Origin of the sequence: Methylobacterium brachiatum (assembly GCF_900113845.1) — a bacterium.
GTDB classification, from domain to species: Bacteria; Pseudomonadota; Alphaproteobacteria; order Rhizobiales; family Beijerinckiaceae; genus Methylobacterium; species Methylobacterium brachiatum.
Map to the genome: position 1 here is coordinate 12,658 of NZ_FOQW01000024.1, position 22,818 is coordinate 35,475.

The 22,818-nt window shown below is 70.5% G+C and carries 25 protein-coding genes; 11 read left to right on the top strand and 14 right to left on the bottom strand.

Features of this window, described 5'->3' with window-relative positions; translation table 11 throughout:
- Window positions 1-7: 7 nt before the first annotated feature.
- The 4 genes from BMZ47_RS24620 to BMZ47_RS24635 all read right to left on the bottom strand — a co-directional run bounded on the left by BMZ47_RS24620 (window position 8) and on the right by BMZ47_RS24635 (window position 3,257).
- Window positions 8-673, bottom strand: a complete 666-nt coding sequence (locus BMZ47_RS24620; protein WP_007564717.1) for an LON peptidase substrate-binding domain-containing protein — start codon at window positions 671-673, stop codon at window positions 8-10.
- A gap of 61 nt (window positions 674-734) precedes the next feature.
- Entirely contained in the window at window positions 735-1,649 is a 915-nt protein-coding gene (gene trxA, locus BMZ47_RS24625) for a thioredoxin (RefSeq protein ID WP_091864685.1), read from the bottom strand.
- A gap of 72 nt (window positions 1,650-1,721) precedes the next feature.
- Window positions 1,722-2,189, bottom strand: a complete 468-nt coding sequence (locus BMZ47_RS24630; RefSeq protein WP_007564715.1) for a hypothetical protein — start codon at window positions 2,187-2,189, stop codon at window positions 1,722-1,724.
- A 93-nt stretch (window positions 2,190-2,282) separates the two neighbouring features.
- A complete protein-coding gene (locus tag BMZ47_RS24635) occupies window positions 2,283-3,257 on the bottom strand; it encodes a glutathione S-transferase family protein (protein ID WP_091864687.1) in 975 nt (324 codons plus the stop codon).
- A 235-nt stretch (window positions 3,258-3,492) separates the two neighbouring features.
- Between BMZ47_RS24635 and BMZ47_RS24640 the strand changes: the two genes are divergently transcribed.
- On the top strand, window positions 3,493-3,717 hold the full coding sequence (locus BMZ47_RS24640) for a hypothetical protein (RefSeq protein ID WP_091864689.1): 225 nt from the start codon (window positions 3,493-3,495) through the stop codon (window positions 3,715-3,717).
- On the opposite strand, the gene BMZ47_RS24645 is transcribed toward BMZ47_RS24640, so the two are convergent.
- Window positions 3,711-4,661: an alginate O-acetyltransferase AlgX-related protein gene (locus BMZ47_RS24645; RefSeq protein ID WP_091864692.1), complete on the bottom strand. Its 951-nt coding sequence runs from the start codon at window positions 4,659-4,661 to the stop codon at window positions 3,711-3,713. The two genes, BMZ47_RS24640 and BMZ47_RS24645, sit on opposite strands and share 7 nt — an antisense overlap.
- A gap of 191 nt (window positions 4,662-4,852) precedes the next feature.
- Here BMZ47_RS24645 and BMZ47_RS24650 point away from each other — a divergent pair, with 191 nt between their 5' ends.
- The 5 genes from BMZ47_RS24650 to BMZ47_RS24670 all read left to right on the top strand — a co-directional run bounded on the left by BMZ47_RS24650 (window position 4,853) and on the right by BMZ47_RS24670 (window position 9,145).
- The gene (locus tag BMZ47_RS24650) at window positions 4,853-5,959 is read left to right on the top strand and encodes an SPL family radical SAM protein (protein WP_091864694.1); all 1,107 of its coding nucleotides are present in this window, start codon (window positions 4,853-4,855) and stop codon (window positions 5,957-5,959) included.
- Window positions 5,960-5,986: 27 nt separating this feature from the next.
- Window positions 5,987-6,505 carry a 2'-5' RNA ligase family protein gene (locus BMZ47_RS24655; RefSeq protein WP_039903188.1) on the top strand — a complete coding sequence of 173 codons (519 nt, stop codon included), beginning with the start codon at window positions 5,987-5,989 and terminating at the stop codon, window positions 6,503-6,505.
- Window positions 6,506-6,536: 31 nt separating this feature from the next.
- Window positions 6,537-7,295 (top strand): phosphatase PAP2 family protein, encoded by a 759-nt coding sequence (locus BMZ47_RS24660; RefSeq protein WP_091864696.1) that lies wholly within the window; start codon window positions 6,537-6,539, stop codon window positions 7,293-7,295.
- Between the two features lie 99 nt (window positions 7,296-7,394).
- On the top strand, window positions 7,395-7,763 hold the full coding sequence (locus BMZ47_RS24665; protein WP_167369096.1) for a PilZ domain-containing protein: 369 nt from the start codon (window positions 7,395-7,397) through the stop codon (window positions 7,761-7,763).
- Between the two features lie 83 nt (window positions 7,764-7,846).
- Complete coding sequence (locus BMZ47_RS24670; protein WP_007564704.1) at window positions 7,847-9,145, top strand: Gfo/Idh/MocA family protein; 1,299 nt, start codon at window positions 7,847-7,849, stop codon at window positions 9,143-9,145.
- A gap of 6 nt (window positions 9,146-9,151) precedes the next feature.
- Here BMZ47_RS24670 and flgH read toward each other — a convergent pair whose 3' ends face one another.
- From flgH to flgF, 4 genes are read right to left on the bottom strand one after another with little or no spacing between them, the layout of a single operon-like run.
- Window positions 9,152-9,901, bottom strand: coding sequence for a flagellar basal body L-ring protein FlgH (gene flgH, locus BMZ47_RS24675; RefSeq protein ID WP_007564703.1), 750 nt, complete (start codon window positions 9,899-9,901; stop codon window positions 9,152-9,154).
- 32 nt (window positions 9,902-9,933) lie between these two features.
- Window positions 9,934-11,091 (bottom strand): flagellar basal body P-ring formation chaperone FlgA, encoded by a 1,158-nt coding sequence (flgA, locus tag BMZ47_RS24680; RefSeq protein ID WP_091864701.1) that lies wholly within the window; start codon window positions 11,089-11,091, stop codon window positions 9,934-9,936.
- Between the two features lie 34 nt (window positions 11,092-11,125).
- Window positions 11,126-11,917, bottom strand: coding sequence for a flagellar basal-body rod protein FlgG (flgG, locus tag BMZ47_RS24685; protein ID WP_007564701.1), 792 nt, complete (start codon window positions 11,915-11,917; stop codon window positions 11,126-11,128).
- A gap of 13 nt (window positions 11,918-11,930) precedes the next feature.
- On the bottom strand, window positions 11,931-12,671 hold the full coding sequence (flgF, locus tag BMZ47_RS24690) for a flagellar basal-body rod protein FlgF (protein ID WP_007564700.1): 741 nt from the start codon (window positions 12,669-12,671) through the stop codon (window positions 11,931-11,933).
- Between the two features lie 257 nt (window positions 12,672-12,928).
- On the opposite strand from flgF, the gene fliL reads away from it, so the two are divergent.
- From fliL to BMZ47_RS24715, 5 genes are all read left to right on the top strand, one after another.
- Complete coding sequence (gene fliL, locus BMZ47_RS24695) at window positions 12,929-13,495, top strand: flagellar basal body-associated protein FliL (protein ID WP_007564698.1); 567 nt, start codon at window positions 12,929-12,931, stop codon at window positions 13,493-13,495.
- A 55-nt stretch (window positions 13,496-13,550) separates the two neighbouring features.
- Window positions 13,551-14,765 (top strand): flagellar motor switch protein FliM, encoded by a 1,215-nt coding sequence (fliM, locus tag BMZ47_RS24700; protein ID WP_007564697.1) that lies wholly within the window; start codon window positions 13,551-13,553, stop codon window positions 14,763-14,765.
- Window positions 14,766-14,784: 19 nt separating this feature from the next.
- Window positions 14,785-15,294 (top strand): DUF6468 domain-containing protein, encoded by a 510-nt coding sequence (locus BMZ47_RS24705; RefSeq protein WP_091864704.1) that lies wholly within the window; start codon window positions 14,785-14,787, stop codon window positions 15,292-15,294.
- Complete coding sequence (locus tag BMZ47_RS24710) at window positions 15,291-16,172, top strand: MotE family protein (RefSeq protein WP_208601108.1); 882 nt, start codon at window positions 15,291-15,293, stop codon at window positions 16,170-16,172. Before BMZ47_RS24705 ends, BMZ47_RS24710 begins: the two co-directional genes overlap by 4 nt.
- Before the next feature lie 306 nt (window positions 16,173-16,478).
- The gene (locus tag BMZ47_RS24715) at window positions 16,479-17,309 is read left to right on the top strand and encodes an FkbM family methyltransferase (protein ID WP_091864706.1); all 831 of its coding nucleotides are present in this window, start codon (window positions 16,479-16,481) and stop codon (window positions 17,307-17,309) included.
- 116 nt (window positions 17,310-17,425) lie between these two features.
- Here the strand turns inward: BMZ47_RS24715 and BMZ47_RS24720 are convergent, their stop codons facing one another.
- From BMZ47_RS24720 to BMZ47_RS24740, 5 genes are all read right to left on the bottom strand, one after another.
- Complete coding sequence (locus BMZ47_RS24720; protein ID WP_091864709.1) at window positions 17,426-18,259, bottom strand: class I SAM-dependent methyltransferase; 834 nt, start codon at window positions 18,257-18,259, stop codon at window positions 17,426-17,428.
- A gap of 98 nt (window positions 18,260-18,357) precedes the next feature.
- On the bottom strand, window positions 18,358-19,605 hold the full coding sequence (locus tag BMZ47_RS24725; protein WP_167369097.1) for a leucine-rich repeat-containing protein kinase family protein: 1,248 nt from the start codon (window positions 19,603-19,605) through the stop codon (window positions 18,358-18,360).
- Window positions 19,606-19,661: 56 nt separating this feature from the next.
- Complete coding sequence (locus tag BMZ47_RS24730) at window positions 19,662-19,853, bottom strand: DUF1192 domain-containing protein (protein WP_007564690.1); 192 nt, start codon at window positions 19,851-19,853, stop codon at window positions 19,662-19,664.
- Window positions 19,854-19,864: 11 nt separating this feature from the next.
- Window positions 19,865-21,085, bottom strand: coding sequence for a phosphopentomutase (locus tag BMZ47_RS24735; protein ID WP_091864713.1), 1,221 nt, complete (start codon window positions 21,083-21,085; stop codon window positions 19,865-19,867).
- Window position 21,086: 1 nt separating this feature from the next.
- Window positions 21,087-22,724 (bottom strand): ABC transporter ATP-binding protein, encoded by a 1,638-nt coding sequence (locus BMZ47_RS24740; protein ID WP_091864716.1) that lies wholly within the window; start codon window positions 22,722-22,724, stop codon window positions 21,087-21,089.
- Window positions 22,725-22,818: the final 94 nt, after the last annotated feature.

Genomic DNA, 22,818 nt, shown 5'->3' on the forward strand with positions numbered 1-22,818 from the left:
TGCGAACCTATTGCATCGTCGGCTCGGGCCCGGAGCCGCGAACCAGTTCCATCTGCGTGACCGCGATCAGGATCTCCGCCCTCGTCTTGAGGTCGGGCGCCTCCAGCATCGCCTGCTTCTCGCGGACGCCGAACGGGCTCATCATGCAGAGGGCGTTGACCAGCGCCTCGTCGGGCGCCTCGTCGATCCCGGCCCAATCCACCTTCAGATCGTTCGATTCCACGAAGTCGCGCAGCGCCTTGAGCACGCCGTCGCGGTCCACCTGTTCCTCGCCCGCCCGGGGCTCGAAGTCCACCGCGAACGCGTCGTAGGAGACGTGGCAGCGGCGGTAGGCGCTGGTCGAGGCGAGCTCGCTTTCGACCCGGAAGCGGCTGACCCCGGTCAGGGAGACCAGATACCGGCCGTCGCCGGTCTCGGCATATTGCGTGATCCGTCCGGCGCAGCCGACCCGGTAGAGCTTCGGGTTCGCCGCGCCCGACCCTTCCGGATCGGGCTGGATCATCCCGATGATCCGGTCCGTGCGCATCGCGTCGTCGATCATCGACAGGTAGCGCGGCTCGAAGATGTTGAGGGGCATCTGGCCGCGCGGCAGCAGCAAGGCGCCGGGCAGCGGAAAGACCGGGATGACGGCGGGGCAATCCGCCGGGCCCTTGTAGCTCGCATGGGTGCTCATGGCGCCTCCCGGATGGGCCTAAAGCTGGGCCGGAAGCTCCGCCCCAGGGCGAGCTGACGCATCACGAGAACAGGAGCGCCGAGAGCTTGCGCCGTCCCCGGATCGTGTCGGGATCCATCACGCCCCACGCCTCGAAGAACTGCAGCAGCTGCTTGCGCGCCGCGTCGTCGTTCCAATCCTTGTCGCGCTTACGCAGCTCGATCAGGTGATCGACCGCTTGACTGCGTTCGCCGGCGGCCGCGAGGCCCAGGGCGAGGTCGAACCGCGCCTGATGCGCGTTCGGGTTGGCCTCGACCTCCCGCTGCAGGCCCGACAGGTCGCCGAGGGAGGCCGCCTGCTCGGCGAGCTCGAGGGCGGCGCGGATGCCTGCGAGCGCCGGGTCGGCGGCTTTGGCCTCCGGCACCATGGCCAGCACGCGCTTGGCGTTCTCGATCTCGCCGGCATCGAGCTGCATCTTCGCCAGTCCGGCGAGCGCCGTCACGTTGTCGGGCTGCTGCTCGAGCACGGCCGCGTAGATCTCGGAGGCGCCCGCGAGGTCGCCCTCCTCGATCAGGGCGGCGGCATCGGCGAGCGCCGCCTCGACCGGATCCTGGGCCGGGCCGGCGACGCGATCGATCAGCTCCTTGATCTGGCTCTCGGGCACCGCGCCCATGAAGCCGTCGACCGGCTGGCCCTTCTGGAAGACGATCACGGCGGGGATCGACTGGATGCCGAGCTGGCCGGCGATCGAGGGATGGTCGTCGATGTTCATCTTGACCAGGGCGACCGCGCCCTTGGCCGCCTTGACCACCTTCTCCAGGACAGGGGTGAGCTGCTTGCAGGGGCCGCACCACGGCGCCCAGAAATCGACCAGGACCGGCCGGTGCATCGACTCGGCGATGACATCCTGACGGAAGCCCGCGGTGGTCGTGTCCTTGATCAGGGCATCGGCGTCGCCGCCCGGGGCGGCGCCGCCGGCGAGGGTGTCATTCAGCATTGGCCTGGCTTCGGAACTTTTTACGTGGAGCGCCTTAGATGGGGCTTCGGACCGTGTCTGACCAGCCCAAACTCACCGTGCCGGTGCCCCCGGGGCCGCCTTCTCCGCAGGTTTGGCGGCGGTCACGAAGGTCCCCGCATAGGCATGGCCATCCGCGGTGCTGGCCTCGCAGGTGATCGCGGTGCGGCCGGGCTCCGGCGTGGAGAACCGGCAGGCGCCGATCGCCAGGGTCGGGGCGCCGTCCTTGCCGACCATCACGAGGTTGATCGGCTGCAGCGGGTCGGTCTCCTCGGTGGCCTCCTGCTGGGCGCCGTTGCCGCTGAAGCTCAGCGTCTGGCCGTCCGCGGCGCTGAAGTCGAAGCTCGTCCGGTTGCGGCTGACCGCGTTGACCAGCACGGTGCTGCAGGTGGCGGTGAGATCGCGCCCGTCGACGACCAGCTTCTCGCAGGTCCCCTCCAGCCGGAGCGCCGCCTGGGCATGCGCCGCGCTCGGCACGGTGAACAGGGCGCAGAGCAGCGCGAGGCGCAGGCGTATGGTCATGGCGGGCCGGGTCTCCTTCGTTTTCCGTCGAACTAGGCGTCTGGGGCGGACTGTCGAGGGAGGCGCGCCGATCGGTCCGGAGCGGACGGCACCCTAGCCGAACCGCAGGGCGCGGTCGTTGGGCGCGGAAAAGTCGAGATCCGGCCCCAGCGGCACGATCCGGGTCGGATTGATGGTCGGGTGGCTCTCGTAATAGTGACGCTTGATGTGCGTGAGGTTCACGGTCGGGGCCACGCCGGGCAGCGCGTAGAGGTCGCGCAGGTAGTTCGACAGGTTCGGATAATCGGCGATCCGGCGGCGGTTGCACTTGAAGTGCCCGACATAGACCGCATCGAACCGCACCAGCGTGGTGAACAGCCGGATATCGGCCTCGGTCAGCCTGTCGCCGCAGAGATAGCGGCCGCGGTCGAGGCGTTCCTCGAGCGCATCGAGTTCGGCGAACAGCGCCTCGAAGGCGGCGGCGTAGGCATCCTGCGCGGTGGCGAAGCCGGCCTTGTAGACGCCGTTGTTGACCCGGTCGTAGACGCGCTCGTTGATCGCATCGATCTCGGCGCGCAGGTCCTCGGGGTACAGGTCCGGGCCGGTGCCCCCGAAGGCGCCGTTCAGCATCCGCAGGATCTCGGCGGATTCGTTCGATACGATGGTGGCGCGCTCCCGGTCCCACAGCACCGGCACGGTGACCCGGCCGGTATAGGACGGGTCAGCTGCCCGGTAGACTTCGTAGAGACGGCTGGCGTGGTGGATCGGGTCCGGCGTCGCCCCGGGCGTGTCCCCGAACACCCAGCCCTCGGAGCCCATATGCGGATCGACCACCGAGACGGTGATCGCCTCCGCCAATCCCTTCAGGGCGCGCCCGATCAGGGTCCGGTGGGCCCAGGGGCAGGCCAACGAGACGTAGAGGTGGTAGCGCCCCGGCTCCGCCTTGAAGCCGCCCTCCCCCGACGGGCCCGGCGCGCCGTCCGCGGTCACCCAATTGCGAAAGGACGAGGCCTTGCGCTCGAATCGCCCGCCGGTCGAGGCGGTGTCGTACCATTGGTCGCGCCAGACGCCGTCGACGAGGAGGCCCATGGTGATGTTCCGTTCCAGGAGAGGATCGTGGCGAGATGGGAGCCCGGCCGCGCGCGGGAAGGGGTGCGCCCCGTCCTTGGGCTCGGTTCCGGCCCGCTTACGAGTTGTGCGCAATGCAGGCTTGCGCCCGCGCTTCTGTTGCAGTGCAACATAATCGACCATCTTCCGGTCACCCGCCCGCCGCTGCGCGTCCGCAGCGACCCCGGCCCGGCGGGAGACTGGATGGAGCTGAGAGATGTCGTTCGTGCTGGTGCCCGTCGCCGAGGCGGCCCTGTTCACCCTGGGGTGCCTGATCATCCACACCCTTCGGCGGCACGCGGACCTGGTCACGGCGACGCTGGCCTGCCTCGCGACCCTGCTCCTGCTGATGATCGGCATCGCCTGCGCGCCGGAGACGTTCGCCAAATATCAGGCGGCGAGCGTCACGGATTTCGCACGGCTGGATCCGGCGATCTACTGAGCCGGGGCGACCGTCTCGCCGTTGACCTGCGCGAGGCGCCCGCCGGTCCCGCGCTGGCCCGCCACCGCGACGTCGAAATCGTCCTTCGGCAGCCGGGCCAGGAAGCGCTCGGCCAGCTCGAACAGCAGGATGTCCGGGCGCACGCGCTCGATATAGGCCCAGTCCAGGTTCGCCGACCAGACGAAGTGCACCTCGCGGAAGCTTTCGGCGAGGAGCCCGGTCAGCAGGAACGGGTCGAAATGCGCGCAGGAATCGCCGAACAGGACGAGCCGGCGCGGATCGGCGCCGTCCGCCTCGTTCCGGTAGACGACATGGGCGCCGACATGGGCCTCCCGGTCCCGCCCCTGCGCCTCGTAGGCGGCGAGCATCGGACCGACCTCGACGCGCTTCGCGTCGCGCTGCAGCATGAAGCGGTCCAGCCGTTCCCGGGGCTTCTCGCGAAGCTTCTCGCCGAGATCCATGACCTCCTCCGAGACGACCTGCGGCCGCGCCCCGATATCGGCCGGCGGGATGGCCCCGAGGGCGCGCATGATCTCGCGATAGGCCAGCAGGCAGCCCTGGATAGTCCAATGGGTGTCGGTGCGCAGGTAGAGCGGCACCGGGCCGTCGCGCCCCGCCCGGAGCGGGGCCAGCAGGTCGAGATAGGCGGGGTGCCGCGCGAGGCGCCGGGCCAGGCGCCGGGTCGAGGCCTTGGCCGGGTCGTAGCGCAGCCCTTCGACCTTGTCGTCGTAGACCGAGAGCTTTTCCGGCACGATCACGTGCAGGCAGCGGATCCCGAGGCTTTCGGCCCGCCGGGCCCGGGCCGCGATCAGCCGCGTCCAGCCGCGCAGCAGCAGCCAGTGCCGCAGGCCGCCCCGGTAGCGATCCATGACCCGGTTGCTGCCGCCGGTGAGGAACAGCCATCCGTCGCGGCCGACATGTACGCTCTCCCTGCCTGCAGCCATGGCCGTGCTTTAGAGCCGTTCCGGACCGGCTTGCAATCGGGAACGGCTCCGCGCCTCGCGTGCGCTTGAGCCCCACCGCGCCTGCCTCCGCCACGGCGGCGAGCGCTTCCGCCGCACCGGGCCGGGGCGCCTGGGCCGGACCCGGCGCGGAGGGCACGCGTTCGACAAGCATGTCGTCGTCCTCAGCCCTGATGCCCGCCCCGCCGGCCGAACGGCCCGATCCGGACCACCGCCCCCGTCCGGCCCGGCTCTGGCGCCCGCGCCGGGTGCTGGTGACCCCGGCGGCGCTGGATTTCGCCCATGGCCGGGCCATGGTGGCCCGGGCCGAGGCGATGGGGTTGCTGGTGGAACGGCTCTCGGCCAACCGCCTCACCGGCCTGCGCGACGCCGATCCGCGCCAAGCCTACATCGCGGCCAAGGCGACGCTCGCCATCACGGTGGCGCCGCCGACCAAGCTGAGGCTCCAGCCGATCCCGCCCTCGGCCGATTGGCGTTTCGACCTCGCGGAAGGCTGCCCGGCCCATTGCCAGTATTGCTACCTCGCCGGCTCGCTGCAGGGGTCGCCGGTGACCCGCGCCTACGCCAATCTCGACGCGATCCTCGATAATCTCGCCGCCTATGCCGGCCAGGGCGCCGTCACCTCGGTCTCGGCCGAGCGCGCGCAGGAGGGCACGACTTTCGAGGCATCCTGCTACACGGATCCGCTGGGCATCGAGCACCTCACCGGCTCGCTCTCGGCGGCGATCCGGCATTTCGGCGCCTGGGACGCGCCGGTGCAGCTGCGCTTCACGACGAAATTCGCCGCCGTCGCGCCGCTCCTCGACCTGCCGCACAACCGGCGCACGCGCATCCGCTTCTCGGTCAATGCCCGTCCCGCTTCGCGCTACGAGGGCGGCACCGACCCCCTCGACGCGCGGCTCGCCGCGATGGGCGCCATGGCGCGGGCCGGTTATCCGGTAGGCCTGACCATCGCGCCGATCATCCCGGTGGCGGGTTGGGAAGCGGCCTATGCCGGCCTGATCCGCGACGCCGCCGACGCGCTCGCCGGGATCCCCGATCTGGACCTGACCGTGGAACTCATCACCCACCGGTTCACGCCCATCTCGAAGACGGTCCTGCGCGGCTGGTATCCGGGCTCGGACCTTCCGCTCGAAGAGGCCGACCGGGTCGAGAAGCGCACCAAGTTCGGCACGGTCAAGCACGTCTTCCCGAAGCCGCTGATGCAGGCGATGCGGGCGCATCTCACCGATCGCCTGGCCCGCGATCTGCCGGCAGCGCGGGTGCTGTACTGGACCTGAGCGGGTTCGGGCGCCATGTCGCCTCGCATGCATGACGCGGCCCCCCTGATCCTGACGCTCGCCTTCGACGAGCCGACCTTCGCGCGCTTCGACGGCGAGCGCCGACGCAACTTCCCCGAAGCCCTGAACTTCATCCCGGCCCACGCGACGCTGTTCCACCACCTGCCGGGGGACCGGGAGCGCGGCGTGATCGAGGCGGTGACGAGCCTGGCGCGCACGGTGCCGGCTCCCGGCGTCGCCGTCACGGGCCTGCGCTTCACCGGCCGCGGCGTCGCCTACATCCTCGAATCCCCATCGCTGGCGAACTTCCGGGCCCGGCTCGCCAGCACGTTCGAGCCTTACCTCACCGCGCAGGATCGCCAGGGCTGGCGCCCGCACGTCACGGTGCAGAACAAGGTCACACCGGACAAGGCGCGCGCCCTCCACGCCGACCTGGCGGCCGGTTTCGCGCCGTTCCACTTCACCGCCCCCGCGACGCGGCTGTGGCGCTATCTCGGCGGCCCCTGGGAGGCCGTCGCCACGCTGGCTTTCGGGGAGAATGCCTGATGGGTGTCACGCTGACCGGGGAGGGAGCGCCATGAGGGCGCCGGTTCGACTCCAGCACAACCCCATCACCGGGCGCGCGATGGCCGTCTGGCTGCGCCTGCGGCTGAACGAGGTCGGCCCTCTGGTCGCCCTGCTGGGTGTCAGCATCCTCGGCTACGGCTTCTTCTACCTCGCCCACGAGGTCGGCGAGGGCTCGACCGCGGCGCTGGACCGCAAGATCCTGCTTGCCCTGCGCAATCCCGCCGACCTCTCCGACCCGATCGGGCCGCCCTGGCTCGAGGAGACGATGCGCGACATCACGGGGCTCGGCAGCGTCTTCACGGTGCTGTTCCTGACCTGCGCGGCGGCGGCCTATCTGGCGGTCTCGGGGCGACGGCGGATCGGGCTGTTCATGCTCGTCGCGGTCGGCAGCGGCGAGCTGGTCTCGACGGTGCTGAAGCTGTTCTACCAGCGGCCGCGGCCGGATCTCGTGCCCCATGGCATGGAGGTGTTCACCGCGAGCTTCCCGAGCGGCCATGCCACCATGTCGGCCATCGCCTACCTGACCCTCGCGACCCTGGTCGCCCGGGTCGATCGCAATCGGGGCGCGAAGGCCCTGGCCCTGGGGCTCGGGGTCGGCCTGACGCTCCTGGTCGGTCTCAGCCGGATCTATCTCGGCGTCCACTGGCCGAGCGACGTGCTGGCCGGCTGGTGCATCGGCGCGGCCTGGGCGTCGCTGTGCTGGTTCATCGCCCTCCAGCTCCAGCGGCGGGGCGAGGTCGAGGCGCCGGACCCGCCGCCCCCGGCCTGACGGGGCAATTAAGGTAAACCGGAGGTTAAGATGGACCTCCGGGTACGATCCGGGCGCGATCGCGGTTGTCGGAGCGACCGGGAGCCGAGGACCACGATCGTGATCGAGCGTCGCCAAACCGCCCGCCGCCGCGTCTGCCTCGGCGGACGCGTCCGGGTCGCAGCCTTCCTGCCGGAGATCGCCTGCGTGGTGCGGGATGTCTCGCTCGGCGGCGCCCGGATCGGCGTCCCGCCCACCGCCATGCTGCCGGATTGTTTCGACCTGTTCATCCCCTGCCGGAACGAGACCCGGCGGGCCTTCGTCGCCTGGCGCGCGGGCGCAACGATCGGCCTCGGCTTCGGGCAGACCCAGGCGGCGTCCGGGCCGGACGCCCTCGCCCGCCGCCTCGCCGACAGCGAGGCCGAGGTCGCGCGTCTGCGCGCCGCGCTGCTCGGCGGAAACGACCCGGCGCCGGCTTGCGTTCACTGACGGGACAGCGCCGATAGCGGACGCTCGCCCCACGTCGCGGCGATTCGGTGCCGCGGCCTGGATTCAGGGACACGGCGAGGCTCATGGCGGACGACATCCGGCTCTCACGACGCAATCTCCTGGCCGCGGGGGGCGCGCTGGCCGGCGCGAGCCTCGGCGGTGCCGCCCAGGCGGCCCAGCCTGGCCCGGCGATCCCGGCCGATACCGGCGCGGTCCAAGGCGGGCGCGTGATGTTCCCGAACTGGCGCGGTCAGGCCGACCGGCCGCCGGCGCCGAGCCCGGCGCCCCAGCCCCCGGGCCAGCGCATCGGCTATTGCGTGGTCGGCCTCGGCCGGCTGAGCCTCGACGAGATCCTCCCGGCCTTCGGGGCGACCAAGCGCTCGCGGCTGGCCGCGGTGATGTCGGGCAGCCCCGACAAGGCCAAGCTCGTGGCCCGGCAATACGGCCTGCCCGAGGACGCGGTCTACGGCTACGACGAGTGGGATCGGCTCAAGGCCAATCCCGCGATCCAGGCGGTCTACATCGTCACGCCCAACAGCGTGCACCGGGACAACGTCCTGGCGGCGGCGGGGGCCGGCAAGCAGGTGCTGTGCGAGAAGCCGATGGCGGTGGCGTCGCAGGAATGCCGCGACATGATCGCGGCCTGCAACCAGGCCAACGTCAAGCTGATGATCGCCTATCGCTGCCAGTACGAGCCGCATAACCGGGCGGTGATCAAGTTCGCCCGCTCGGGCGAGTTCGGGCGCCCGCGGATGATCCAGGCGTTCAACGGCCAGACCACCGGGCTGCCGGAACAGTGGCGCCTCAAGAAGGCGCTGGCGGGCGGCGGATCGCTGCCGGATATCGGGCTCTACTGCCTCAACACCACCCGGGCGGTGCTCGGTGAGGAGCCGGAGCTGATCCAGGCTCAGATCTACTCGCCGCCCGACGATCCGAAGTTCCGCGAGGTCGAGGAGACGGTGAGCTTCACCATGCGCTTCCCGTCCGGCGTGATCGCGCAATGCACGTCGAGCTACGGCGTCTACGAGGCCCGCAGCCTGACCCTGCACACCGGCAACGCCGCGATCGATCTGCAGAACGCCTTCGCGTACGAGGGGCAGCGCCTGTTCGTGTCCCATCGCGACGGCAAGTCCGGCGCCCGCGACGAGAAGGTGCTGAGCCCGAAGAACCAGTTCGCCCTGGAGATCGACCACTTCTCCCGGTGCATCCAGGAGAACCTGCGCCCCCGCACCCCCGGCGAGGAGGGGCTGCAGGATCAGGTCCTGATGGAGGCGATCTACGAATCCGCCCGCACCGGCGCCCCGGTCAAGGTCGGCCCACCGGCCGGGGCCGGATCCGGCCTCGACGTGACCCGCGGACCGGAGCCGGAGGAGCCGAGCTGAGCCGCGTCAGAACGGCAGCAGGATATCGACGATCTGCTGGCCGTAGCGCGGCTGCTGAACGTCGGTGATCTGGCCGCGGCCGCCATAGGCGATGCGGGCCTGGGCGATCTTGGTCGAGTCGATGGTGTTGTCGGATTCGATGTCCTCCGGCCGGACCACGCCGGCCACCACCATCTCGCGGACCTCGAAGTTCACCCGGATCTCCTGCTTGCCCTCGACCACGAGGTTGCCGTTGGGCAGGACCTGGGTGACCACCGCGGCGACGTTGGTGGTCACGGTCTCGGCGCGCTGGACCGAGCCGGCGCCATCGTTGGCGGTGGCCGAGGTGGCCGACAGGAGCGCGGTGCTGCCGACGCCGAAGGACTTGCCGAGGGCGTTGTTCTCCAGCCCGAGGGCGTTCGGCAGGCCGAAGCTCTCGGTGTTGGCCCGGGACCGCTTGGTCTCGTTGCTGATGTTGGCCTGGTCGGTGACGTTGACCTTCACGGTCAGCAGGTCGCCCAGGCGCGCGGCGCGCTGGTCCTTGAAGAACGCCCGCGAGCCGGTGCGCCAGAGCGAGTTCGGCGCGTAGGAGACCGGCTGCACGTCGGGCATCGGCATCCGCACCGGCTTGTAGCCGGGCTGGGTGGTGGGATCCTCGATCGCCGACAGCGCCGGGGTGGCGCCGACCTGGGACAGCCGGTCGGCGGTGTTGCAGGCGCCGAGCGCACCCGCGATCAACGCGGCGGCGAGCGGGTTCAGGACAAGGCGGCTGGCCATCGGGGAAACTCGTTCACGCATCGGATGGGCGATCAGCGCAGGGACGCCGTCGCCTGGACTTGCGGGGCCGCGGCGGCCTGCTGGGCGACCGGGCCGGGGCCGACCGAGACGCGGCCGGGGCCGATCACGGTGGCCTGGAGCACCTTCTTCGAGGCGACGTTCACGACGTTGACGACGGCGCCCATCCGGCCGGCCTCGTTGGCGAGGCCGCGCATCGACAGGCTGACGCTGGCGGTCTCGTACACGATGGTCACGCTCTCGCCCCGGGCCACCAGTTCGGGCAGGGCGGTGTCCGAGACCCGCAGCACCGTTCCGGCCGGCAGCGCGTGCTGGGCGACTTCGCCCAGGACCGTGGCGGCCCCGGCCTGCGCGTCGCTGGCGACGGCCTCGCGGGGACGGCGCTCCACGACGAGGTCGCCCTCCCGCACCGGATCGCCCCGGTTGAGCGCACGGGTCAGCACCGCCACCTCGCGCAGCTCGATCACGACGCCCGAGACCCGCAGCGAGGCCTGGCGCTCACCGAGGCTGACGAGGCCCGAGACCCGGCGCGAGCGCGGATCGTAGGTCAGGTCGAGGGCCGCAGCCTGGCCGGCGAGGTCCACCGGCGCCAGCAAGGTCGGGCCGTCGCCGTCGAAGCGCACCGCGACGCTGCGCGGATCGAGGCCGTAGCCCGATTCGAGGCCGCGCTTGAGCGCCGCCTCGAGCTCCGGCGGCCCCAGGCGCCGCGCCGCGCGCTGCACGGCGATCTGCATCCGCCCCCCGGTCTCCAGGCCGGCGATGCCGAGCGCGGCCGCGGCCTCGACGATGCGCCGGGTCTGGATCGTCCCGGTGGCGCCCAAAGCGGGCGCGCGGAACAGCGGGCGCGCGGCGAGCCTGTCCGGCGCGCCCTCGACGAGGTCGGCCAGGACCAGGATGTCGCCCCGCGCCGTCACGTCGCCGCGCAGCCGGGGCTGCGACTTCTGAGTCTCGCCCTGCTGCAGGCCGGGCTCGGCCATGGCGGGGATCGCCAGGGCGCCGATGGCCGCGAAGGTCATGAAGGCCAGCGCCGCGCGCAAGAGCACCGCGGCGCCGGGCGGCGCCACCCGCGGGCGGCCCCGGCGGACGAGCGGGCTGAGGTCGCTTTCGTCCGCAGCCGTGCTGACGAGGGGCAGGTCGGCACGGGCGCCGTGGGTCTGGAAACCGGCATACATGAGCGGAGACCTGGAGTGATGGCAGGACGCGCGGTCAGCTGCGGAACATCTGCGAGGTGGTGGAGAGCATCTGGTCGGCGGCGGTCACGACCTTCGAGTTCATCTCGTAGGCGCGCTGCGCGGCGATCAGCGACGAGATCTCGGTGACCGCGTTCACGTTCGCCTCTTCCAGGTAGCTCTGCTGAAGGTTACCGAACCCTTCCGCCCCCGGCAGGCCGCTGATCGCCGGCCCCGAGGCCGCCGTCTCGATGAACAGGTTGTCGCCGATCGATTCGAGGCCGACCTTGTTGACGAAGCGTGAGAGCTGGAACTGGCCGAGCGCCTGCGGCGCGGTCTGCCCGGGCAGCGTCGCCTGGACGGCGCCGGTGGCGCTGATCGTCACGGCGGTCGCCGTCTGCGGGACGGTGATCGCCGGATCGAGCAGGTAGCCGTCGCGGGTCACGAGCTGGCCCGTGGCCGACAGGTCGAAGGAGCCGTCCCGGGAATAGGCGGTGCGGCCGTCCGGCAGCGTCACCCGGAAGAAGCCCTCGCCCCGGACCGCGACGTCGTAATCCTTTTCGGTCGAGCTCAGCGTGCCCTGCGACATGACGCGGGCGGTCGAGGTGGTCTTCACGCCCGAGCCGAGGGCGAGGCCGGCGGGGAGCTGGGTGTTCTGCTCCGAGGTCGAGGAGCCGGCCCGGCGCAGGTTCTGGTAGAGCAGATCCTGGAAATGGACCTGCTGGCGCTTGTAGCCGGTGGTGCGCAGGTTCGCGATGTTGTTGGAGATGACCTGGACGTTGAGTTCCTGGGCCGCCATGCCGGTGGCGGCTGAGTAGAGGGCGCGCATCTTTCAGGCCCCCTTAGGCGACGTCGGCGAGGCGGCGGATCGCCGTGCCCCGCAGGTCGTCGAGGCGGGTGATCATGCTCGAGACCATCGCGTAGGAGCGGTTGACGTCCATCAGCCGGGTCATCTCGATGACCGGGCGGACGTTCGAGCGCTCGAGGGCGCCAGATTCCAGGCGCCCCTCGATCCCGGCCGGGCGCGCGGGCTCCGGCGAGGCGTACAGGTTGCCGCCCTCGTTGGTCAGCCGCTGCGGGTTGGCGAAGGTGACAAGCTTGATCTTGCCGCGGATGCCGAGATTGGTCGACACGGTGCCGTCGAGGCCGATCGTGAGACCGGTCTCCTGCGGGTTGATGGTGATCGGCCCGCCATCGCCGGCGACCTTGTAGCCGTCACTGGTGACGAGCGCGCCCGTCGGGTCGATCTCGAAGGCGCCGTTGCGGGTGTAGCGCTCGCCCTGGGGCGACTGGACCGCGATGAACGCCGCGCCCTTGACGGCGACGTTGAGCGGGTTGCCGGTCTGCTCGATCGGGCCCTGGCCCAGATCGATGGTGGTGCCCTGGTCGATGACGTAGGAGAGCCGCCGATCGGGCCGCGCGAAGGAATCCGCGCTCGCCACCGGCATCAGGTATTCCTGGAAGCGCGTGCTCCGGCCCTTGAAGCCGGTGGTCGACACGTTCGCCATGTTGTTGGAGATCACGTCCAGCTCGCGCTGGAGCGCCATCTGGCTCGACACGCCGACGAAGAGGGCATTCTGCATCGTGGACTCTGACACTCGCGTGCCGCGGTGGCGGCAACGATCCATTCAGCATCCGCTGTGCCAACGCGTCGGGCGTCGAATTTTCTTTCAAAAGTAAGGTGTTAGGCGACGGGCCGGTAACGCTGCCGACAGGCGGGAGCTGCGCGGCGGCAATCCTGGCCCGGCAGGATTTGCCCGCTTAACGACACGTTAACCGTAATGCTTCGATATCCGAGCGTACCCGGCGCGCGGATATCCGCGAAAGAGCATTATTTCCCATGGCCAAGAAGCCCAAGAAGGCCGCCGAAGACGGCGAGGCCGGCGCCGACGCCGCCCCCAAGGGCAAGAAGAAGCTCATGATCATCGTGGCTGCCGCGGTCCTGGCGGTCGGCGCCGGCGGCGGCGCCTTCCTGATGATGGGCCGGGGCGGAAGCGCCGAGGGCCAGGAGGCCGCCGGGGGTGGTGGCCATGGCGGGGGCCATGGTGGCGGTCACGGTCCGGCTGCCAAGGGCGCCGGTCCCGACGGCAAGAAGCCGATCGTGTTCGTCGAGATGCGCGAGATGCTGCTGAACCTCAGCCCCGACATGCCGCAGGAGAAGGCCAAATACGCCAAGCTGCGTCTCGCCCTGGAGCTGAAGGATGCCGGGGTGGAGGACGAGGTGAAGCCCCTGATGCCGCGCATCGAGGATACCCTCCAGGTCTACATGCGCGAGCTGCGCGTGAGCGACCTGACCGGCTCAGCCGGTCTCTACCGGCTGCGCGAGGAGCTGCTGCGGCGCGTCAACGTCGCCGTCTATCCCGCCAAGGTCGAGGCGGTGCTGTTCAAGGACGTGATCGTCCAGTGATCGACCCGATGACCCCCACGGTCACCGAGAGCCAGGCCTTGAGCGGACGCGCCTGATGGAACCCGAGGACGAACTTCCCGAAGACGATTGGTCGGCCGCCCTTCTGGAGCAGGGCGCCGAAGGCGGCGACACGTCGCTCGCCGAGGAATGGGGCGCGGCCCTCGCCGAGCAGGGCACCACGCGCAACGCCGGAGACGTCGCCGCCGAATGGGCGACGATGATCGAGGACGGGGAGAGCGACAACCTTCCCGAGCTCGCCGGCAACGACCGGGTGCTCAACCAGGACGAGATCGACGGCGTCCTCGGCTTCTCCATGCGCGAGCTCTCGGCCTCAGGGGCCGGGGGCGTTCAGGCCATCGTCGATTCGGGCGTCGTCCAGTACGAACGCCTGCCGATGCTGGAGATCGTCTTCGACCGGATGATCCGGTTGCTGTCGACCTCCCTGCGCAACCTGTTCCAGGACAACGTCGAGGTGACGCTCGACAACATCACCTCGGTGCGCTTCGGCGACTATCTCAACGCGATCCCGCTGCCGACCCTGCTGGGCGTGTTCCGCGCCGAGCAATGGGAGAATTCCGGCCTCGTCACGGTCGATTCGAACCTCGCCTACGCGACCTTCGACCTCCTGCTCGGGGGCAAGCGCGGCGGCTCGTCGAGCCGCCTCGACGGGCGGCCGTTCACGTCCATCGAGATGACGCTGGTGCGCCGGCTCGTGGAGATCATCCTGGGCGACCTGGAGCAGTCGTTCCAGCCGCTCTCGCCCGTCACCTTCGGCATCGACCGGATCGAGACCAACCCGCGCTTCGCCACCATCACCCGACCCGGCAACGCCGCGATCCTGATCAGCCTGCGCCTCGACGTCGACGGGCGCGGCGGCATGCTGCAGATCCTGTTTCCCTACGCGACCATCGAGCCGATCCGGGAGCTGCTGACCCAGAGCTTCATGGGCGAGAAGCTCGGCCGCGACCATGTCTGGGAGGGGCACCTCGCCACCGAGATCTGGCAGGCCGACGTCACCATGGAGGCGGTGCTCCACGAGATGATGCTGCCGCTCAAGCAGGTGATGCGCCTCAAGGTCGGCGATACCCTGATGTTCGACGCCAAACCCTCAGACCTGATCGCCGTGCGCTGCGGCGACTGGGCCCTGACCCAGGGGCGGATCGGCCAGGTCGACGGCAACATCGCCGTCCAGGTCACCCGGCCCCTGCGCCGCTCGCGCACGACCATCCAGGCCTACGAGGCCTCGATGAACAGCCACACTGACGTTTAGCGTGCGATAGGTCCGGATCATGAGTCTCTTCGTCACGCTCGCCGCCGACATCCTGGTCGCCGTCCTCCTGGCGGCCACGATCGTCACCTGCCTGCGTCTGTCCCGCCGGATCAGCCAGCTCAAGGGCGACGAGGCGGCGCTGCGCCAGACCATCGGCGACCTGATGGTGGCCACCGGCACGGCCGAGCGCGCCATCGCGGGCCTGCGCTCGGCGATCGACGAGGGCGACCGCACGCTCACCACGCGCATCGACGCCGCCACCGCCCGCGCGGCCGAGCTGGCTGCCCAGGTCGAGGCCGGGGAGACCGTGGTGATGCGCATCGGCGCGATCGTGGCGCAGATGCGCGCGGTGCCGGTCCGCGCCGAGCCGCCGCCCGCCCCGCGGCCGGCCCCCGAGGCGCCTGTGGCGCCCGCGGCGCAACGGCCGGAACCCGCGAGCCCGAACGGCGAGCGTCTCGGCGCCGCCGCCGCGGCCGCCCTCGCGATGAGCGAGCGCGCCCTCGCCCGTGTTCGGGCGCGCGCCGCATGACCGGCGTACCGGCCCCGAAGATTCCGCCGGCCCCGAAGATCCCGCCGGCGCCCAAGCCCAAGCCCACGTCGACGGCGGCGCAGCGGCCGGCCACGGCCCTGCGCCGCCCGCGCCTGAAGCCGACGCGGACGATGCGGCTGCGCCTGATCGATGCCGTGGCGATCGCGGCCGGGGGCCTGCTGGTGCTCAAGCTGCTCACCCTGGTGCAGGTCGGCCTGCCGGGGGCCGGCACCCTGCCCGAGTACAGCCGGGCGGTGGCCCGCGCCCGCACCGGCTACGAGCCGATCGATCCTCTGACCACCGGCTCGGTCGGGGCCAAGGACGAGTCGCCCGCGGCACCGGCCGAGAAGACCCCGGAGCCGCCCGCCCCCGAGCCGGCGAAGGCGGGATCGGGCTCCCCGACCGAGCGCGCGCTGCTGGAGAAGCTCGGCGCCCGTCGCGACGCGCTGCGCCAGAGGAACGACGAGCTGGAGTTGCGCGAGAAGATGCTCAACGAGGCCGAGCGCAAGCTCGAGACCGGGCTCGGCGACCTGAAGCAGGCCGAGGAGAAGGTCGACGCGGCCGCCAAGGCCCGGGAGGAGGCCGAGAAGCAGGGGCTCAAGAACATCGTCACGATGTACGAGACGATGAAGCCCAAGGATGCCGCCCGGGTGTTCGACCGCCTCGGGCACGACGTCCTGGTGCCGATCGTCCTGGCCATGAACCCGCGCAAGATGTCCGAAGTGCTCTCGGCGATGCAGCCGGAAGCGGCCGAGCGCCTGACCGTGACCCTGGCCAACCGCGCCCGCGGCGTCGGCGGCGCCCAGGTCCAGGCCGGAACGGGCCTGCCGGCGAACGAATTGCCGGCGATCGATCCGGGGCCGCCGCCGGCTCGATAGGCGGGGCGACTGCAGGGTCTTCGGAACGGTGCCGGGCCGCCGCGGAGCCTGGCCCTCTGTCCGGTCCGGCGGTGACGACGCCCGATCGCCCGGCATCCGGATCCGCGCGAAGCGGGCGCTGGTCGAGGCGCCCCGGGACCGAGCACCTGAAGATCACAAACGTTTCAGGGCGGCCACTTGAACCATCGGTCCAGGACAGGCTCGAGCCGGCTGAGCTTTTTCCGGGCGTGGTAGGGTCGTGTCCTTGACATTACAGTAAGAGCCATTATCTCGCCGTGTATACTCATGTATCTAGGCCGGATAGTGATGGCTCCAAAGGAATTGATCCTGTCTGGCGTTGCAGGTCTTGGCAACAAGCTGTTCGACAATGTCTCCGTCCAAAGGCTTTTATTCAACGCTCTTCGCCTCAATAGAAAAGAGGTTCGGCGCCTCATACTGAGTCGTGATGCTGAGTTCCTCGGGTATTGTCTGGCGCGCAGGACCCGTTCGAAATCGCAGATCCTGCAGGATCTCTGGGTCTGTTTCGAGCTGGGTGAGAAGACGGGCGGTTATTTCGTAGAATTCGGTGCGACGAACGGCATCAAGAACAGCAACACGTGGCTGCTCGAGAAGACGCTCGGATGGACCGGCATTCTCGCGGAGCCGAATCCGATCTGGCATTCCGCATTGGCGGCCGAACGGGACGCGGCGATCGAACACCGTTGCGTCTCCTCGAAATCGCACGAGACCGTGACCTTCCTCGCGACCAACGACAGCGATCCCGAATTGAGCGGTATCGCCCGCTATGCCGATGCCGATCATTTCGCTGACACGCGCAGCCGCGGCCAACGGATCGAGATCGAGACCATATCCCTGGACGATCTGCTCGAGGAGCACGGGGCTCCGCAACGCATCGATTATCTGTCGATCGACACGGAGGGCAGCGAGCTCGACATCCTGTCGGCCTACAGTTTCAGCCGCAGATTCAACGTCATATCGGTCGAGAACAATCCCAGGAACGAGGCCGCAATCGACGCGCTTCTCGCGTCGAACGGCTATGTCAGGGTTTATCGGCACTTCTCTCAGTGGGACAGTTGGTATGTCTCCAAGGAGCTGAGGCAGGAGACGCCGGTGATCGTCGCGGCGCCCGATGCGTGAGCGTCGTCTGTGCTTGCGATCGGCTCGGCAGATCGGGACGGGCAGCTTCCGGCGGTGTCTTCGGGTTCAACCGGCATGATTGCCGCCCGGTGGGTCGGCGGACCCGCCAAGCGTGTTCAACGGGGTCGGAAGCGGTAGTGGCCGCAGAAATAGACGGGGCGGCCGGTCAGAAGCCGGTGCAGGCTCGCCATGGTCCGAGCCAGCGCGCCGCAGCGCCGGGTGATATCGACCGCCTCGATCACAGCGAGGCCGGGGGCGATGTCGCCGACGGTTTCGGGGCTTGGCACCGCCCAGCGAAACGACGCCCGGGTCTTGGCGAGACTTGGGTTTCGCCGCGACTGCCGCACCAACATCGGGGATGCGAAGTCGGCAGCCAGTTCGAGCAAAATGCCGTTGCGCGCTGCACGGTCGACGAGCCCGCGCAGCAGATCTTCGCCCACGGACGGCGATAGATACATCGAGACGCCTTCCGCCAGAACCAGGGTCGGCCGCCCGGGCGTCCAGCCGAGCTCGTCCATCCAGGCAAGCGGTTCCGTTTCCGTGACCTTGATGGTCCGGACATTGGCGCGCCGGGCGACCAAGGCTTCGCGCAGACGGATGACGTCGGCGAAATCCGCGTCGACCCAGTCCACGGTGGCAGGCAAGCGGATCCGCGACGGGCGGTCGTCCAGCCCGGAGCCGATGCTGACGCACAGGCCGGCCGGGTGGGACGCGATGAAGGTTTCAGTGACCCGGTCGAACCATTGGGCCCGGAGCACCGACCCGCGCATGCTTCCGGTATCCCGGGCGAAACGCGCGGGATCGAAGCCGAGCGCCGTCCCGATCCGCATCGCCTCGGCGTCCCGGAACTGAAGATCCGGGTGACGATCGGGCGCGATCATCCGGGCCGCGAGCGGGATCAGCAGTGTTTCTGGAATGGTTCCTAAAGACTTGATGCTGAGATCGTCCATGACACGCGCCGTCGTCACCTGAGAGGACGATCAAGATCGCCCCTCTGCGGCGCTGCTTGCAATGGAAGATCACTGGCGGCGAGAACTTTTACGAAACTTTACTCTGCCGCCCGTCCGATTTCGGCGATCACGTCCCCGATGCCGGGTCGTTGCGCCGGATCAGGCTGCAGGCAAGCCGTTGCCAGAGCCCGCAACGCATCGGGCGCCGCGTCGCAGCAATCCAGCACCTCGCCCAGCAGGATGCCAACCGCCCGCACCTCGACCCGCGCCAGCGCCGCGCCGACCGCACCCCTGGGCAGTGCCGAGGCGGCGCCGAAATCGCTGAGCACGGCCGCACCGGTCTCGGCATCCCACAAGGTGTTGTGGGCGTAGACGTCGCCGTGGATCAGGCCGCGCCCGTGCAGATGGGCCAGGGCTTCGGCGACGGCGCGAGCGATCCGCAGGGCCTTGTCCAGGCTGAGCCGCAGGGCCGGATCGTAGACGTCGCGGCTGCAGCTCGCCAGGCTCGGCGGGCCGGCCAGCACGCGCCACTGCGCCGGGAGCAGTCGCAGCAGCAGCCCCTGGGCGCCGTCGGGATGGTCGGCGAGCCGGCCGAGGGCGCCGGTGAGGGCCGGATGGGTTCCGGCGGCGAGGCAGGCCTCCATCTCGCGCTCCGGCAGACCGTCGCTGGTCATCGCCCCCTTGAACAGCTTGAGCGCCACCGCCTGCATGCCCGAAGGTGCGTGCCAGACCGCCCGGTGGACCCGGCCCGAGGCCCCCTCCCCGAGCAGGTCGCCGACCTCCAGCGCCGACCACGGCACGGATGTCGAGACGCTGGGCTCCGTCGCCGGCTCGGCGGGATTGCCCGCGTAGGAGATCCAGGCCAGGCGCGGCAGGCGCGCCAGCCAGGGCGGGAGGGCGTCGAGCCGGTTGCAGGACAGGCGGATCAGTTCGAGGTTGTCCGCACCCGCGAGGCCCTCGGGCAGGTGCGAGATCCGGTTGCCCGACAGCATCAGCTTTTGCAGACGCGGGCGCGCGCCGAGGGCATCGGGCAGGGTCTCGATCCGGTTGTCGGTGAGGGTCAGCCAGCGCAGATCGCGCGGCAGGGCGTCCGCCGGAACCTCCCGGATGCCGCAACCCCGGAAGCCGAGCTGGCTCAGCGTCGGGCACGCGCCCAGCACCGGCGGCAGGCGCTCGAATGGGTTGCCGGAACAGAACAGCACGCGCAGGCGGCTCAGCCGCCCGAGATCGTCCGGCAGGTCGGTCAGACTGCCCCGGCCGAGATCCAGCACCTCCAGGGTGTCGGCGAGGCCGAAAATCTCGCGGGGAAATTCCGAGAGCCCGTCGGGCAGCCGCAGCTCTCGCATTCCCGCCAGGTCGCCGCGCCGGAGGGCCGCGAGGGTTTCGGTGCGGTCCAAAAGCGTCAGCCCCGCTTGAAGAAGGCGTCGGCCGCGCCTTGGGCCGCGTGCTTGGCCGCCCGCGCCGCCTCGATCCGGGCGATCTCCGCCTGCAGCAGCGCGATGCGCGCGTCGAGGTCGGCGAGCGAGAGCGTATCGAGCGGCTGACCGATCTCGTGGGCCACGGCCTTGCGGGGCCTGTCGTCGTCGTCGCGCATGGTGCAGATCCCTACAGGAAGACGCGGCCGGCGCCGTCCCAGGAAAGCCCGAGACGGGCCGCCAGGGTGGCGCCGATATCGGCGAACGTGTCGCGCCGGCCGATCGAACGGGGGGCGATGCCGGGGCCGAAGGCCAGGACCGGCACCTGCTCGCGGGTGTGGTCGGTCCCCGTCCAGGTCGGATCGTTGCCGTGATCGGCGGTGATCACCGCGAGGTCGCCGGGCTGAAGCGCCGCCAGGATCTCGGGCACGCGGGCGTCGAACGCCTCAAGCTCGGCGGCGTAGCCGGGCACATCCCGGCGATGGCCGTGCTCCGTGTCGAAATCCACGAGGTTGACGAAGATCAGGCCGCCCTCGGGCAGGTCGGCCAGGGCGTCGAGCCCGGCCTGCAGGCAGGCCGCGTTGGCGCCGGGCTTGATCTCGCGGCCGGTGGCGCGGTGGGCGAAGATGTCGCCGATCTTGCCGACGCTGACCACGGCCCGGCCCTCGGCCTCGGCCCGGTCGAGGAGCGTGAGGCCGGGCGGCTCAACGGCAAAGTCCTTGCGGTTGCCGGTGCGGCGGAAGCCCGTCTCCGCCGAGCCCACGAACGGGCGGGCGATGACCCGGCAGACCCGGTAAGGATCGCACAGGCGGCGCGCGACGCGGCACAGCGCGTAGAGCCGCTCCAGCCCGAACGCCTCCTCGTGGGCGGCGATCTGGAAGACGCTGTCGGCCGAGGTGTAGCAGATCGGTTTGCCGGTCCGGACGTGCTCGGCCCCGAGCGCGTCGATGATGGCGACGCCCGGCGCGTGCCGGTCCCCCAGGATGCCGGGCAGGCCGCCCTCGGCGATCAGCGCCTCGACCAGCGCGGGCGGGAAGGCCGGCCGCGTATCCGGGAAGTGGCCCCAGGGCTCGGGCAGCGGCAGGCCGGTGATCTCCCAATGGCCGGAGGGCGTATCCTTGCCGGCGGCCGTCTCGACGGCATGGCCGTAGGCGCCGCGCGGCTCCCCCTCGGGCGCGAGGTTCGGCGGGATGCGGCCGGAGGCTCCGGCGGCGGCGAGGCCGAGGCCGAGTTCGGCGAGATAAGGCAGGCGCAGCGGGCCGGCGCGCAGGCCCGCCCGGTCGCCGCGTCCGGCCGCGCAGGCCTCGGCGATGTGCCCGAGCGTATCGGAGCCGGCATCGCCGTAGGCGTCGGCATCCGGAGCGCCGCCGATGCCGACGGAATCGAGGACGATGAGGAGGGCGCGGGCCACGTCAGGCGGGCTCCAGCTCGGTGGCGACATCGCTGTCGAGGGCGAAGGCCGCCTTGAACAGCGCCCGCGTATACGGCGTCTGCGGATCGGCGAAGATCGTCTCGGCGGGGCCTTCCTCGACCACCTGACCGTTCTGCATCACCACCACGTAGTTCGCGAGCGCCCGGACCACCTTCAGGTCGTGGCTGATGAACAGGTAGGCCAGGCCGCGCTCGCGCTGCAGGTCGCGCAGCAGCGTCACGATCTGCGCCTGGACCGAGCGGTCCAGCGCGGAGGTCGGCTCGTCCAGCACGACGAAGCGGGGATTGAGCACCATGGCCCGGGCGATGGCGATGCGCTGGCGCTGGCCGCCGGAGAATTCGTGCGGGTAGCGGTCCATGGCGGCCGGGTCGAGCCCGACATCGGTGAGCGCCTTGGCGACCACCGCCCGGCGCTCGGCCCGGGAGCGCGCCGCGCCCTGCACGATCAGGCCCTCGGCGACGATGTCGGCCACCGACATGCGCGGCGAGAGCGAGCCGTAGGGGTCCTGGAAGACCACCTGCATGTCCCGGCGCAGGGGGCGCATCTGCCTGACGGTGAAGCCGTCGATGGCTTGGCCGAGGAACACGATCGGTCCCTCCGAGCCGGTGAGCCGCAGCAGGGCGAGGCCGAGCGTGGTCTTGCCCGAGCCGGATTCGCCGACGACGCCGACGGTTTCGCCGGCCCGGACCGTGAGCGACACCCCGTCCACCGCCTTGACGTGGCCGGTGACGCGCCGGAACGCCCCCGATTTCAGCGGGAACCAGACCTTGAGCGGCCCGGCCTCGACCAGGGGCGGCGCGTCGGCCGGGACCGGGTTGGCCCGGCCCTTCGGCTCCGAGGCGATGAGCCGGCGGGTGTAGTCGTGCTGCGGGTTGGCGAAGACCGCCTTGGTCTCGCCGGCCTCGACGATCTTGCCCTTGAGCATCACGCAGACCCGGTCGGCGATGCGCTCGACGATGCCGAGATCGTGGGTGATGAACAGCAGCGCCATGCCGAGGCGCTTCTGCAGGTCGGCGAGCAGCGCCAGGATCTGCGCCTGCACCGTCACGTCGAGGGCGGTGGTCGGCTCGTCGGCCACCAGCAGGTCCGGCTCGCAGGCGAGCGCCATGGCGATCATCACCCGCTGGCGCTGGCCGCCGGAGAGCTCGTGCGGGTAGGCGCCCATGCGGCGCTCGGCGTCGCGCAGGCCAACCAGTTCCAGAAGTTCGAGAATCCGCGCCCGCGCGGCCTTGCCGGTAAGGCCGCGATGGAGCCCCAGCACCTCGCCGATCTGCCGCTCGATCGTGTGGAGCGGGTTGAGCGAGGTCATCGGCTCCTGGAACACCATGGTGATGTCGGCGCCGCGCACGTCGCGCATCTGGCGCTCCGGCAGGCTGGACAAGTCCCGGCCCTTGAACAGGATTTTTCCGCTCTGGCGCGCCGCGCTGTCGAGCAGCCGCAGAATTGCCAGGGCGGTCACCGACTTGCCGGAGCCCGATTCGCCGACCAGCGCGACGGTCTCGCCCCGGCGGATGGTGAAGCCGATCGAATCGACCGCCGCCGTCTCGCCTTCGCGGGAGCGGAAGGCGACGGACAGGCCCTCGACGGACAGGAGCGGCGGGGTTTCGGCCTCGGACATGGCACCCTTATAGCGCGGCCGGCACCCTAGCCTACCCGGCCGCGGATGCGCGATCATGCGCATCGCCAGCAGCCCCGGGGACTCGCCATGCCGG